We start from the raw sequence: 13,893 nt of genomic DNA, 5'->3' as shown, positions 1-13,893 counted from the left end.
AAGTGTTAATGTGAAAGGTGTTATTTTAGCCGGAGGAAACGGCTCACGCCTTATGCCCTTAACGAAAGCCGTCAACAAGCATTTGCTTCCTGTAGGCCCGTATCCGATGATATACTGGTCGATTATGAAGCTGGAGGAAGCCGGAATAAAAGACATTTTACTCATCAGCCAAAAAGAGCATATGCCGCAATTTTATAAACTGCTTGGGAACGGAGAAGAGCTTGGCGTTACAATCACTTATCAAGTACAGCCTGCCGCCTCGGGCATTTCGGATGGGCTGTCTTATGCAAAGCGCTTTACGAAAAAAGAGTCTTTCATTTTATTATTAGGTGATAATATATTTGAAGATTCATTAAAGCCTTATACAGAACGCTTTGAACAGCAGGGGAAAGGAGCAAAAGTGCTTCTGAAAGAAGTTGATGACCCGGAACGCTTCGGGATTGCTGAGATTGATGAGAAAAACAAGCGGATTCGTTCCATCATCGAAAAGCCCGAACAGCCACCGACTAACCTTTGTGTTACCGGCATTTATATGTATGATGCAGAGGTGTTTTCGTATATTGAACAAATATCACCATCAAAGCGCGGCGAGCTGGAAATCACCGATGTGAATAATCTATACATCGAAAACAGCCAGCTTACGTATGATGTGTTATCAGGCTGGTGGGTAGATGCCGGAACTCACGAATCGCTTTATCTCGCTTCCCAGCTTGTACACCAGGCTTTACGGAAAGGACAGGACGAAAAGTGATGGCAAAATCATATTTAATTACAGGCGGGGCCGGCTTCATCGGGCTCACGTTTACAAAGCTCATGCTAAGGGAAACCGATGCGCGCATTACCGTTTTAGATAAACTGACGTACGCCAGCCACCCGGAGGAAATGGAAAAATTACAGCAAAACAGCCGATTTCGCTTTGTAAAAGGGGACATCAGCGTTCAGGAGGATATCGACCGGGCGTTTGTAGAGACCTACGATGGCGTCATTCACTTCGCAGCAGAATCGCATGTGGACAGAAGCATTTCCCAAGCGGAGCCGTTTATCACCACAAATGTCATGGGGACATACCGATTGGCGGAAGCGGTCTTGAAAGGAAAAGCCAAGAAGCTGATTCATATTTCAACAGATGAGGTATACGGGGATTTAAAAGCGGATGATCCCGCGTTTACAGAAACGACGCCGCTTTCTCCTAATAACCCATACTCAGCCAGCAAAGCAAGCTCAGATTTGCTCGTGTTGTCTTATGTGAAAACCCACAAGCTTCCGGCCATCATTACACGATGCAGCAACAATTACGGACCTTATCAGCACAGCGAAAAAATGATTCCGACGATTATCCGTCATGCGAAGCAGGGCCTGCCTGTTCCGCTGTATGGCGATGGACTCCAGATCCGAGACTGGCTGTTTGCGGAGGATCATTGCCGCGCGATCAAGCTGATTTTAGAAAAAGGAACCGACGGCGAGGTGTATAACATCGGCGGCGGAAATGAACGCACGAATAAAGAGCTGGCGAGTGCCATTTTGAAGCATCTGGGCTGTGAGGAATTGTTCGCCCACGTGGAAGACCGAAAAGGGCATGACCGGCGCTATGCGATCAATGCATCAAAGCTGAAAAACGAACTGGGCTGGCGGCAGGAAGTGACGTTTGAAGAAGGCATTGCGCGTACGATTCAGTGGTATACAGACAATGACCGATGAGAAGGTGATCTGATTGACAAAGGTATTGGTGACTGGGGCGGGAGGACAGCTTGGCTTGGAACTATGCCGCCAGCTGAAGCAAGCCGGATATGAGGTCATTGCGTTAACAAAGAAGATGATGAACATTGCTGACCAGCGCTCAGTACGGCATTCGTTTGGCCATTATCAGCCGGATATCGTGGTCAATAGCGCCGCGTTTACGTCGGTTGATCAATGCGAGAAAGAGCTTGATAAAGCGTACTTGATTAACGGAATCGGCGCTTATTATACAGCGCTTGAGTCAACCCGCATCGGAGCTCAATATGTTCATATCAGCACGGACTATGTATTCAATGGGAAAGGAACCCAGCCATATAGGGAAGACGATCCCCTCGATCCGAAAACCATTTATGGCAAAAGCAAAAGGCTCGGAGAAGAACTGATACGATTAACGACAAAAGACAGCACGATCATCAGAACATCGTGGGTGTACGGACATGGCGGCAGTAATTTCGTTGAAACCATGCTTAAGCTTGCTGAAACGAAACAAGAGCTTCGGGTTGTCAGCGATCAAATTGGTTCGCCGACTTATACGAAGGATTTAGCAGAAGCGGTCATCAAGCTGTTCAGCCATCCGCCGGGCATCTATCATGTCAGCAATTCAGGCATATGCAGCTGGTATGAGTTTGCGACGGCAATTATGGAAGAAAGCGGGCTGGAAACAGCCATTTTGCCTGTAACGACAGAGGAATACGGGAACAAAACGCCCCGCCCGGCATACTCTGTGCTGAGCCATCGGGCCATTGAAGAAGCCGGCATCCGCCCCCGCCACTGGCGGGAAGCGTTACGAGAGTATTTGCAGGAAAGGAGCAGTGCATGTGATTGATGGAGTCAAGGTGAAAAAATTGACGAAGCATAGCGATGACAGAGGCTTTTTTGCTGAGCTGGTCCGGGACGATGAGAATCTCCTTGAGCATTTTGGGCAGGCTTCTTGGTCGAAAAGCTATCCGGGTGTGATTAAGGCATTTCATTATCATGAGAAGCAGGATGATCTCTGGTTCTTCCCAACCGGCCACGCTCAGGTTGTCCTATACGATCTTCGAGAGGATTCAAAGACAAAAGGAGAAACGGACGTCTATTATATGGGCGAAGACAACCCGATGCTGTTATTAATCCCAAAAGGGGTGGCTCACGGATATAGAGTGCTGGGAGAGACGCCGCTGACAATTATCTATTTTACCACCATGTCGTATAACCCGGATCAGCCTGATGAAAAAAGAATTCCGTGGAATGATGAGACGATCGGTTTTAACTGGAACACTGAATTCAGATAAAAATAGGAACGTGATCAATCGAAGAGCAGAGGCATCTTCGACTTTTTTTGCCCTTTTTTAAAATAGGATAAAAGATAGAAAATGCCAGGCGGATGTTACTAGAAAAAGAGAGAGAAATCGTCCATTTGAACCTTGTATAAACAGGAAGTAATTCTCATTGAATTCCAAGTGTTAATATTCCTTAAAAAACATTTACTTCCATGGAAAATGATGATAGATTAATTTTTAAGAAAAAGAACTGGTAATTCGCGAATTATGAAAAAGCGCTTTTTCTGCAGAGGACGCTCTGGCCAAATTTCAACAATCAATTAGGGGGAAATGTCATGCTAAAAAGAACTTCATTCGTATCTTCATTATTCATCAGTTCAGCTGTTTTACTATCAATCTTACTTCCTTCGGGCCAAGCTCATGCACAGTCTGCATCAATCGAGGCAAAAACAATTAACAGCACGAAAGAGTGGACCACTTCTGATATTGAAGTGACATATAAACCAAATGCGGTGCTTTCTCTCGGAGCGGTAGAATTTCAATTTCCTGACGGGTTTCATGCTACGACAAGAGATTCAGTGAATGGAAGAACACTGAAAGAAACACAGATTTTAAACGATGGAAAAACAGTCAGACTCCCGCTTACGCTTGATTTGTTAGGCGCATCCGAATTTGACCTCGTCATGGTGCGCAAAACGCTTCCTCGCGCAGGCACTTACACGATTAAAGGCGATGTAGTAAACGGTTTGGGAATCGGCAGTTTTTATGCTGAAACGCAGCTGGTGATTGATCCCCGTTAATCGATAGATTTGTAGTCAGAGACTGAGATGTTTTCAGTCTCTTTTTTTGTGGATTCAAAAGCTGGTACGGATCTTGCATGATGATAAGGGTGAATCCAATGCAGAAAGGAATTGGCGGGCTGATTTTTAAAAGCGCTTACATTACAGCCGGTCAAAAAAACAATGAGGTGAAAAAGATGTCAGCAAAGCAAGTCTCGAAAGATGAAGAAAAAGAAGCTCTTAACTTATTTCTGTCTACCCAAACAATCATTAAGGAAGCCCTTCGGAAGCTGGGTTATCCGGGAGATATGTATGAACTCATGAAAGAGCCGCAGAGAATGCTCACTGTCCGCATTCCGGTCAAAATGGACAATGGGAGCGTCAAAGTGTTCACAGGCTACCGGTCACAGCACAATGATGCTGTCGGTCCGACAAAGGGGGGCGTTCGCTTCCATCCAGAAGTTAATGAAGAGGAAGTAAAGGCATTATCCATTTGGATGACACTCAAATGCGGGATTGCCAATCTTCCTTACGGCGGCGGGAAGGGCGGTATTATTTGTGATCCGCGGACAATGTCATTTGGAGAACTGGAAAGGCTGAGCAGGGGGTATGTCCGTGCCATCAGCCAGATCGTCGGTCCGACAAAGGATATTCCAGCTCCAGATGTATACACAAATTCGCAGATTATGGCGTGGATGATGGATGAGTACAGCCGGCTGCGGGAATTCGATTCTCCGGGCTTTATTACAGGTAAACCGCTTGTTTTGGGAGGATCGCAAGGACGGGAAACGGCGACGGCACAGGGCGTCACGATTTGTATTGAAGAGGCGGTGAAGAAAAAAGGGATTAAGCTCCAAAGCGCGCGCATCATCATACAGGGCTTTGGAAACGCGGGTAGCTTCCTGGCCAAATTCATGCACGATGCGGGCGCGAAGGTGATCGGGATTTCTGATGCCAATGGCGGGCTCTACAACCCGGACGGCCTTGATATCCCTTATTTGCTCGATAAACGGGACAGCTTCGGTATGGTCACCAATTTATTTACTGACGTCATCACAAATGAGGAGCTGCTTGAAAAGGATTGCGATATTTTAGTGCCTGCCGCGATCTCCAATCAAATCACAGCCAAAAACGCACATAACATTCAGGCGTCAATTGTCGTTGAAGCGGCGAATGGACCGACAACCATTGATGCCACTAAGATCCTGAATGATAGAGGCGTGCTGCTTGTGCCGGATATCCTGGCGAGTGCCGGCGGCGTCACGGTTTCTTATTTTGAATGGGTGCAGAATAACCAAGGATATTATTGGTCGGAAGAAGAGGTTGCAGAAAAATTGAGAAGCGTCATGGTCAGCTCGTTCGAAACAATTTATCAGACAGCGGCAACACATAAAGTGGATATGCGTTTGGCGGCTTACATGACGGGCATCAGAAAATCGGCAGAAGCATCGCGATTCCGCGGATGGGTCTAATTTGAGAAGCCTCCGCAAAATAATTTTGCGTTTGTTTTTTGCCTAAAGAGCAAAAATCGCAAAAAAAATTTGCGTTCAAGATCGGAAAAAGAGACAGGTGATCACCTGTTAGACAAATTTCTGTTCGATTTAACAAGTTTTTTCAGTAAAAGACAAGAAAATGGCATGATTCTTGCATTTTTATTCATATGCGAAGATATATTTCATAACACGAGGGGGACTACATATGACAGTCACATACGCGCACGAACCATTTACCGATTTTACGGAAGCAAAGAATAAAACTGCATTTGGGGAGTCATTGGCCTTTGTAAACACTCAGCTCGGCAAGCATTATCCGCTTGTCATAAATGGAGAAAAAATTGAAACGGACCGCAAAATCATTTCTATTAACCCGGCAAATAAAGAAGAGATCATTGGGTACGCGTCTACAGCGGATCAAGAGCTTGCTGAAAAAGCGATGCAAGCCGCATTGCAGGCATTTGATTCCTGGAAAAAACAAAGACCGGAGCACCGCGCGAATATTCTCTTTAAGGCAGCGGCTATTTTGCGCAGAAGAAAGCATGAATTTTCAAGCTATCTTGTGAAGGAAGCGGGAAAACCGTGGAAGGAAGCAGATGCGGACACGGCTGAAGCGATAGACTTTTTAGAGTTCTATGCGCGCCAAATGTTAAAGCTCAAGGAAGGGGCTCCGGTGAAGAGCCGTGCTGGCGAGTTCAATCAATATCATTACGAAGCGCTTGGCGTCGGCATCGTCATTTCTCCATTTAACTTCCCGCTCGCGATTATGGCGGGAACAGCGGCGGCAGCGATTGTGACAGGAAATACGATTCTCTTAAAACCGGCTGACGCAGCCCCGGTAGTGGCAGCAAAATTTGTCGAGGTCATGGAGGAAGCGGGTCTGCCAAACGGCGTTCTGAATTACATTCCGGGAGATGGAGCGGAGATCGGTGATTTCTTAGTTGAGCATCCGAAAACACGGTTTGTCTCATTTACAGGTTCCCGTGCAGTCGGCTGCCGGATTTATGAGCGAGCCGCCAAAGTGCAGCCGGGCCAAAAATGGCTCAAACGGGTAATTGCTGAGATGGGCGGAAAAGACACAGTGCTTGTTGACAAGGACGCTGATCTTGACCTTGCTGCATCCTCTATCGTGTACTCAGCATTTGGATATTCAGGACAGAAGTGTTCTGCGGGCTCCCGCGCGGTTATCCATCAGGATGTTTATGATGAAGTGGTGGAAAAAGCTGTGGCGCTGACCAAAACGCTGACTGTCGGCAATCCAGAAGATCCAGATACGTATATGGGTCCCGTGATTCATGAAGCATCCTACAACAAAGTGATGAAATACATTGAAATCGGCAAATCTGAAGGCAAGCTATTGGCCGGCGGAGAAGGCGATGATTCAAAAGGCTACTTTATTCAGCCGACGATCTTTGCAGATGTTGATGAAAACGCCCGCTTGATGCAGGAAGAAATTTTCGGCCCGGTTGTTGCGATTTGCAAAGGGCGTGATTTCGATCATATGCTGGAGATTGCAAATAACACGGAATACGGATTAACAGGTGCGCTTCTGACGAAAAACCGTGCGCACATTGAACGGGCGCGCGAGGATTTCCATGTCGGAAACCTATATTTTAACAGAGGATGTACCGGAGCAATTGTCAGCTATCAGCCGTTCGGCGGTTTTAATATGTCAGGAACAGACTCAAAAGCAGGCGGTCCCGATTACTTAATTCTTCATATGCAAGCCAAAACAACGTCCGAAGCTTTTTGATTTGAGAGAAATAAAATCGTGCGATTCTTTAGCAGATCGCACGATTTCAACTTTTTGATCAGGAGGACAATTTATGCAGTATACAAAAATCAGTCACATGAATCCGGCTGAAAGAGTGGAGGCGCTGACAGCATCTCTGGTCAGCCTCAGCAGCGTGAACGGTACTGTTGGAGAAGGGACAAAAGCAGATTTCATCAAAGAAGTGATCACGAGCTATCCTTATTTTCAGGAAAACCCCAGTCATGTGTGGGAACAGGCCATTCCCAATGACCCATACAATCGCAAAAATATTTTTGCGTTTATTAAAGGACATGGAGAAAGCCGTAATACAGTCATTTACCATGCCCATCTGGATACAGTTGGAATTGAAGATTTCGGCCCTTTAAAGGATATCGCTTTTGATTGTGAGAAATTGGCCGAGTATTTCAGCCGCTATGAGTTCGATCAGGATGTTCAGCGGGATGCCGAATCAGGCGATTGGATGTTCGGAAGAGGATCTGTCGATATGCAAAGCGGCATCGCCGTGCATTTAGCCAATCTCCTGCATTTTTCGGAGAACCTTGAGACGTTGCCGGGAAATGTATTGTTTATGGCCAATCCCGATGAGGAGAGTCAGCATTCGGGCATTCTCGCGAGCATTTCAGAGTTGAACCGGCTAAAAAAAGAAAAACAGCTTCACTATTTGGCTGCTATTAATACGGATTTTATTACCCCGCTTTACGATGGTGATCAGACAAGATATATCTATACCGGAGCCGCGGGAAAACTGCTGCCTTGCTTTTACATTTACGGGCGTGAAGTCCATGTTGGCGATACACTGGCAGGGATTGACCCAAATTTCATTTCATCTGAAATCACAAGCCGTCTCCACAATAACATCCATCTGGCAGAAAAGGTTGAAGGGGAGTTGGTTCTGCCACCATCCTGTTTGTATCAGCGTGATAACAAGGAATCCTATAATGTGCAAACGGCTGTCAGCACCAGCTTGTATTTCAATTGTTTTATTTATGAAAGAACAGCAAAAGAAATGATGGATTTGCTTATTGCAGTCACTGAGGAAGCGTGCCGAGAGACAGAACAAAAATTATCAGATTATTATGAAGAATATGTAAAAAGAGCCAACCTGCCAAAGAAACATTTATCATGGGGCATTCAAGTGTATAGCCTGGAACAATACTTAGAAAAGCTGAGAAACCGGGGGATAGATCCTGAGCAGTGTATCGAGCAGACATTCAAAGCCAACGAGCACCTTGAACTTCGCATGAGATGCTTTCAGGCAATCGAAGAGCTTCAAAAGCTTGACCCCGATCAAGGCGCAAAAGTCATTCTATTTTACGCACCTCCTTACCTGCCGCATAACTATTTGAAAGAAGATAGCGCAAGAGATCAGCTTTTGCAGCATGTGATTAAAGAAGCGGCTGACAAAACCGCTGAATCGACAGGCGAAACATTTGTCTTCAAAAAGTTTTTCCCCTACTTGGCAGACGGCAGTTTTTTATCACTGCACGAAACCGATGGCGAAATTGATTCTTTTATCAGGAACTTCCCTGGGTGGAATGTGATTGGGACCATTCCGTTCAAAGATATACGCAAGCTGAATATTCCATCCATTAATATGGGTGTGTACGGAAAAGACGGCCATAAATGGACAGAACGAGTCTATAAACCGTACACATTTCATGTATTGCCTCTCCTCATACAGCAAACCACCGTTCACCTTTTGCAGAGCTACCGGATGACCATCACGGCAAAAGAACCAAAGGGGGAAGGATGATGCAGAATCATAAAAATGAATTGCAGCGCAGCATGAAAAGCAGGCATTTGTTTATGATTGCTTTGGGAGGGGTGATTGGCACTGGGCTGTTTCTAGGCTCTGGCTTTACCATTAGCCAGGCGGGACCGCTCGGCGCCATTGCCGCTTATATCATCGGCGGATTTTTAATGTATCTCGTCATGCTTTGTTTAGGAGAATTGGCTGTTGCCATGCCGGTGGCCGGATCGTTTCAGGCTTACGCCACTAAATTTCTGGGACCGTCGACAGGCTTTATGATTGGCTGGCTGTATTGGTTCAGCTGGGCGAATACAGTGGGGTTAGAGCTGACGTCAGCAGGCATTTTGATGCAAAGGTGGCTGCCCTCCGTTCCGATCTGGATATGGTGCCTCGTGTTCGGCATCGTCATCTTTTTGATTAATGCGCTCTCTGTCAGAAGCTTTGCAGAAATGGAATTTTGGTTTTCAAGCATCAAAGTGGCGGCGATCATATTATTTATTGTGATTGGCGGAGCCGCTGTGTTTGGCTTGATTGACTTTAAAGGCGGACAGGAAACACCCTTTTTGTCTAACTTTATGACTGATAGAGGGCTTTTCCCTAATGGGGTGCTGGCCGTTATGTTTACGCTGGTCATGGTGAACTTCTCGTTCCAGGGAACGGAGCTTGTCGGCATTGCGGCAGGGGAAAGTGAAAGCCCGGAAAAAACACTGCCAAAGTCCATTCGAAATGTCATTTGGCGCACGCTGTTTTTCTTTGTGCTCGCTATGTTCGTCTTGGTTGCCATCCTTCCGTACAAAACGGTGGGGGTGATTGAAAGCCCGTTTGTGGCGGTACTCGATCAAATCGGCATCCCATTTTCGGCAGATATCATGAACTTTGTCATCTTAACGGCCATTTTATCTGTTGCTAATTCGGGATTGTATGCGGCGTCGCGCATGATGTGGTCACTTTCATCAAATCAAATGGGTCCATCCTTTCTCACCAGACTGACAAAAAAAGGCGTGCCGATGAATGCCCTGCTGATTACGCTAGGCATTTCAGGCTGTTCGCTGCTGACAAGTGTCATGGCCGCAGAAACAGTGTATTTATGGTGTATCTCAATCTCGGGCATGGTGACAGTTGTCGCGTGGATGTCCATTTGTGCGTCGCAATTTTTCTTTCGCAGACGTTTCCTTGCTGAAGGCGGAAATGTGAATGATCTGGAGTTCAGAACGCCGCTTTATCCGCTAGTCCCGATTCTCGGATTTTGTTTATATGGCTGCGTGTTGATCAGCCTTATTTTCATTCCGGATCAAAGAATCGGCTTATACTGCGGTGTGCCGATCATTATTTTCTGCTATGCATACTATCATCTAAGCATCAAAAAGCGTATAAATCATGAACCGATTGAAAAAAAGCAGACAGAGGCGCAATAAAAAAAGCTCTCCGGGAGGCCGGAGAGCTTTTTTTACGCGTTACATCCTCATGTATTTTTTGAATGAAATATAGAAATATATAATGGGGTTTAAATGAAAATAATAAAACTTATAAATATTTCGTTCGAATTGTAAATAGTGAAAAAACAATGCTAAACTATAATACAACTTTTATGATAAGAAGATTATGGAAGAGGTGTTTGAGAAAGAATGAACAGCAATCAAAACAATGACATCAAAACAAAACATCATTTTCCGTTATTGTTGGCATTGGCTTTAACGATGGGGGTATTTGCAGCCGGATCTGAAGAGCTTGTGATCTCACCGCTGCTGCCGGATTTAGCAAAAGCCTTCAGCTCAGATGTCAGTGTCCTTGCATTATCTATCAGTATTTACGGCATTATGATTTTTATCGGTGCGCCGCTTTTGGTTCCATTAGGCGATAAATACTCCAGAGAACTGAGCTTATTGGCCGGGCTTATGATCTTTATCATAGGAACGGTGATATGCGCTCTGGCTCAAAATATTTTTTTCTTCTTTTTAGGCCGGGCGCTTTCGGGATTGGCTGCGGGAGCGTTTGTTCCGACCGCTTATGCAGTTGTCGGTGATCGTGTTCCTTATACATACCGGGGCAAGGTGATGGGACTGATCGTTTCAAGCTGGTCGCTGGCGCTGATTTTCGGAGTGCCGCTCGGATCATTTATCGGCGGCGTCCTGCATTGGAGATGGACGTTTTGGATTTTCGCCTTGATGGGCGTTTTAGTTGTCCTGCTGATTCTCCTTGAAATGCGCCGCCATGCCCAACATAAAAACAGCGGCAAGGAAGAAATAGAAGAGCCGGCAGGAACATTCCGGGATGCGCTGAAAGTCCCTCGTGTACCTGTTTATATCACGATAACCTTTTGTAATATGATTGGTTTTTACGGTATGTATTCCTTTTTAGGCACCTATCTTCAGGACGTTTTTACCGGAGGAAACACGGCTGCGGGCTTATTTATCATGATTTATGGAATCGGGTTTTCCATGAGTGTGATTACAGGAAAGATAGCCGACCGCATCGGAAAAATGCGCTCCCTTTTGATTGCGCTGGGGGTCATCAGCGTTCTGCTGGCGTGTTTACCATATGCGCCGGCGTCAATGTTTCTGTTAATCGTCAGCCTATTTATTTGGGGATTAATGCAAAGTTTGACGGTGACGCTGCTCAGCACCATTTTGAGTGACTGCTCAGAGCGTCATCGCGGAAAAGTCATGGTGTTTTACAGCCTCGCCTCGAATCTGGCCGTGACATTAGGTTCTGCTTTAATGGGACCCGTCTATGTGGCATACGGCTATGCAGCTGTCGGATTGATTTGCGCAGCCATCACAGTCCTCGGATTTGTGCTCAGTATATTCGCATATAAAAAGTACGGCAAACTTGAGCAGAAGGCCGATCAGTCCTTATCTCAATAAACAAAGTTTCTAAATTCCTATAATTAAAAACCCTTTATAAAGGGTTTTTTTTGTTTGTATGGGAATAATTATCAATATTTTCAAAAAACATTGACAGTTCAATTGCCGCTGGATAAAATTTACTTAAAATTTTAAAAGATTGGTTGGTGCTCATGATTATATTGGATAATAGCATTCAGACAAAAAAAAGAACTGATTCACTATCCAAACTCATTACAGTCAACACGCTCGGCCCTGAGGGGACAAGCAGTGAGTACGCAGCAAAGCATTTCATTTCCAATTTTACTCTTCTACAAGGGCTGAACAGTAAATTGTCCTTGCATGATACTTTTGAATCATGCATCGAAAGGACGCTCCAAAGCCCGCTGGAATATACCATCGTCCCACATGCTTACGATGGCATTAAGCATTTCTACATGAGGCCGGATTTGCAGCTATTGCAGATCTTCAGGTGCGATACACCGATGTACGGCCTGGCTGTTCGTCCTGATTTTGAATTCAGAGACGATATGCTTGATACATCTGTTATTGTTTCACATCCTTCACCTATTAATTTAATCAAATATTTTACCCGCAAAGATGTTCGTTTCAAACTAGTCAATTCAACCAGTCAAGCCGCAAGAAAAGTAAAAGAAGGTTTGTATGACATTGCCTTAACCAATGAGCTTGCACGGCAAAAGTACGGGCTAACCTTTGTAAAAACATTCAAAAGCATTCCAATGAGCTGGTCATTATTTGGAAAAGGAGACGTTGATGATGAAAACTAAAGAAGATATGCAGGAGCTTTATTTCCCGACACCGAAATTAATTGAATGGGAAAACGGAGTGAGGCAGTATTCAACCGTACGAGGGGATACTGAAGTATTAATGTCTTACGTCCCGCCGCATACCAATGTTGAACCCCATCAGCATAAGGAGGTCCAAATCGGCATGGTCGTTTCTGGCGAGCTGATGATGACTGTCGGAGATGTGACAAGAAAAATGACAGCCTTGGAATCTGCCTATATCGCGCCGCCGCATGTGCCTCACGGGGCAAGAAACGACACAGACCAAGAAGTGATTGCTATTGATATCAAGCGGCTGAAAGCTGATGAAACATATACAAGTCCTGAGGACTACTTTTTGGATATTTTCAAAACAAGAGACCTGCTGCCGGGCATGGAAGTCACGTTCTTTGTTGAGGATTGGGTAGAAATTATGCTTGCCAAAATCCCTGGAAATGGCGGAGAAATGCCTTTCCATAAACATCGGAATGAACAAATCGGCATCTGCATCGGCGGCGGCTATGACATGACGGTCGAAGGCTGCACAGTCGAGATGAAATTCGGCACAGCCTATTTCTGTGAGCCTCGTGAAAATCACGGTGCCATCAACCGTTCGGAAAAAGAATCAAAATCGATTAATATCTTCTTCCCGCCGCGCTACAACAGAGCAAAAGCAAAAAAAATGAAGGCGGATGAATGATCATGAACCTCACCGATAAAACCGTCCTCATAACAGGAGGCGCATCAGGCATTGGTTATGCTGCGGTTCAGGCTTTTTTGGGCCAGCAGGCCAATGTGGTTGTGGCGGATATTGACGAGAAGCAGGGAGAAGCAATGGTACGAAAAGAAAATAATGACAGGCTGCACTTTGTGCAAACGGACATCACAGACGAAGCTGCCTGTCAGTATGCTGTTGAATCGGCGGTTCATACATTTGGCGGGCTGGATGTATTGATTAATAATGCAGGCATCGAAATCGTGGCACCTATTCATGAGATGGAGCTCAACGATTGGAACAAGGTGCTGCAAGTCAATTTGACCGGCATGTTTTTAATGAGCAAACATGCACTCAAGCATATGCTCGTCGCCGGCAAGGGCAACATTATTAATACGTGCTCTGTCGGCGGACTCGTGGCATGGCCTGATATTCCTGCCTATAACGCCAGCAAAGGCGGGGTTTTGCAGCTGACTAAATCAATGGCCGTTGATTATGCGAAACATCAAATTCGTGTGAACTGCGTATGCCCGGGGATCATCGACACACCGCTGAATGAAAAATCATTCCTTGAAAATAATGAAGGCACACTTGAAGAGATCAAAAAAGAAAAGGCGAAGGTAAATCCGCTGCTGAGGCTTGGGAAACCTGAAGAAATCGCAAACGTGATGCTGTTTTTAGCCTCGGATTTATCAAGCTATATGACCGGAAGCGCCATCACCGCAGACGGAGGATACACCGCACAATAGAGAAGG

13 protein-coding genes are annotated in these 13,893 nt (G+C 45.6%); all 13 read left to right on the top strand.

Annotation, left to right across the window (positions count from 1 at the left end):
- Positions 1-10: 10 nt before the first annotated feature.
- The 13 genes from AC0OMU_RS20200 to bacC all read left to right on the top strand — a co-directional run bounded on the left by AC0OMU_RS20200 (position 11) and on the right by bacC (position 13,887).
- Positions 11-751 carry a sugar phosphate nucleotidyltransferase gene (locus AC0OMU_RS20200; protein WP_014478328.1) on the top strand — a complete coding sequence of 247 codons (741 nt, stop codon included), beginning with the start codon at positions 11-13 and terminating at the stop codon, positions 749-751.
- Positions 751-1,698, top strand: a complete 948-nt coding sequence (gene rfbB / locus AC0OMU_RS20195) for a dTDP-glucose 4,6-dehydratase (protein ID WP_474241441.1) — start codon at positions 751-753, stop codon at positions 1,696-1,698. The genes AC0OMU_RS20200 and rfbB overlap by 1 nt, the downstream gene beginning before the upstream one ends.
- A gap of 13 nt (positions 1,699-1,711) precedes the next feature.
- A complete protein-coding gene (rfbD, locus tag AC0OMU_RS20190; protein ID WP_015250965.1) occupies positions 1,712-2,563 on the top strand; it encodes a dTDP-4-dehydrorhamnose reductase in 852 nt (283 codons plus the stop codon).
- On the top strand, positions 2,556-3,011 hold the full coding sequence (locus AC0OMU_RS20185; protein WP_003222100.1) for a dTDP-4-dehydrorhamnose 3,5-epimerase family protein: 456 nt from the start codon (positions 2,556-2,558) through the stop codon (positions 3,009-3,011). The genes rfbD and AC0OMU_RS20185 overlap by 8 nt, the downstream gene beginning before the upstream one ends.
- Positions 3,012-3,334: 323 nt before the next feature.
- Positions 3,335-3,799, top strand: coding sequence for a biofilm surface layer hydrophobin BslB (bslB, locus tag AC0OMU_RS20180; protein WP_003227472.1), 465 nt, complete (start codon positions 3,335-3,337; stop codon positions 3,797-3,799).
- Between the two features lie 176 nt (positions 3,800-3,975).
- Positions 3,976-5,250 carry a glutamate dehydrogenase gene (rocG, locus tag AC0OMU_RS20175; RefSeq protein ID WP_474241593.1) on the top strand — a complete coding sequence of 425 codons (1,275 nt, stop codon included), beginning with the start codon at positions 3,976-3,978 and terminating at the stop codon, positions 5,248-5,250.
- Between the two features lie 226 nt (positions 5,251-5,476).
- The gene (gene pruA / locus AC0OMU_RS20170; protein ID WP_474241440.1) at positions 5,477-7,024 is read left to right on the top strand and encodes an L-glutamate gamma-semialdehyde dehydrogenase; all 1,548 of its coding nucleotides are present in this window, start codon (positions 5,477-5,479) and stop codon (positions 7,022-7,024) included.
- A 73-nt stretch (positions 7,025-7,097) separates the two neighbouring features.
- The gene (locus AC0OMU_RS20165) at positions 7,098-8,798 is read left to right on the top strand and encodes a M20 family metallopeptidase (RefSeq protein WP_181220270.1); all 1,701 of its coding nucleotides are present in this window, start codon (positions 7,098-7,100) and stop codon (positions 8,796-8,798) included.
- The gene (locus tag AC0OMU_RS20160; protein WP_015483851.1) at positions 8,798-10,210 is read left to right on the top strand and encodes an amino acid permease; all 1,413 of its coding nucleotides are present in this window, start codon (positions 8,798-8,800) and stop codon (positions 10,208-10,210) included. The genes AC0OMU_RS20165 and AC0OMU_RS20160 overlap by 1 nt, the downstream gene beginning before the upstream one ends.
- Before the next feature lie 210 nt (positions 10,211-10,420).
- A complete protein-coding gene (locus tag AC0OMU_RS20155) occupies positions 10,421-11,659 on the top strand; it encodes an MFS transporter (RefSeq protein WP_015384960.1) in 1,239 nt (412 codons plus the stop codon).
- 152 nt (positions 11,660-11,811) lie between these two features.
- Positions 11,812-12,426 carry a prephenate decarboxylase gene (bacA, locus tag AC0OMU_RS20150; protein ID WP_009968341.1) on the top strand — a complete coding sequence of 205 codons (615 nt, stop codon included), beginning with the start codon at positions 11,812-11,814 and terminating at the stop codon, positions 12,424-12,426.
- Positions 12,416-13,123, top strand: a complete 708-nt coding sequence (gene bacB, locus AC0OMU_RS20145) for a 3-((4R)-4-hydroxycyclohexa-1,5-dien-1-yl)-2-oxopropanoate isomerase (RefSeq protein ID WP_113712951.1) — start codon at positions 12,416-12,418, stop codon at positions 13,121-13,123. Before bacA ends, bacB begins: the two co-directional genes overlap by 11 nt.
- A gap of 2 nt (positions 13,124-13,125) precedes the next feature.
- Complete coding sequence (bacC, locus tag AC0OMU_RS20140; RefSeq protein WP_322839986.1) at positions 13,126-13,887, top strand: dihydroanticapsin 7-dehydrogenase; 762 nt, start codon at positions 13,126-13,128, stop codon at positions 13,885-13,887.
- Positions 13,888-13,893: the final 6 nt, after the last annotated feature.

Source organism: Bacillus sp. FAU18 (assembly GCF_056033885.1).
This window is presented reverse-complemented; position numbering and strand designations above follow the sequence as displayed.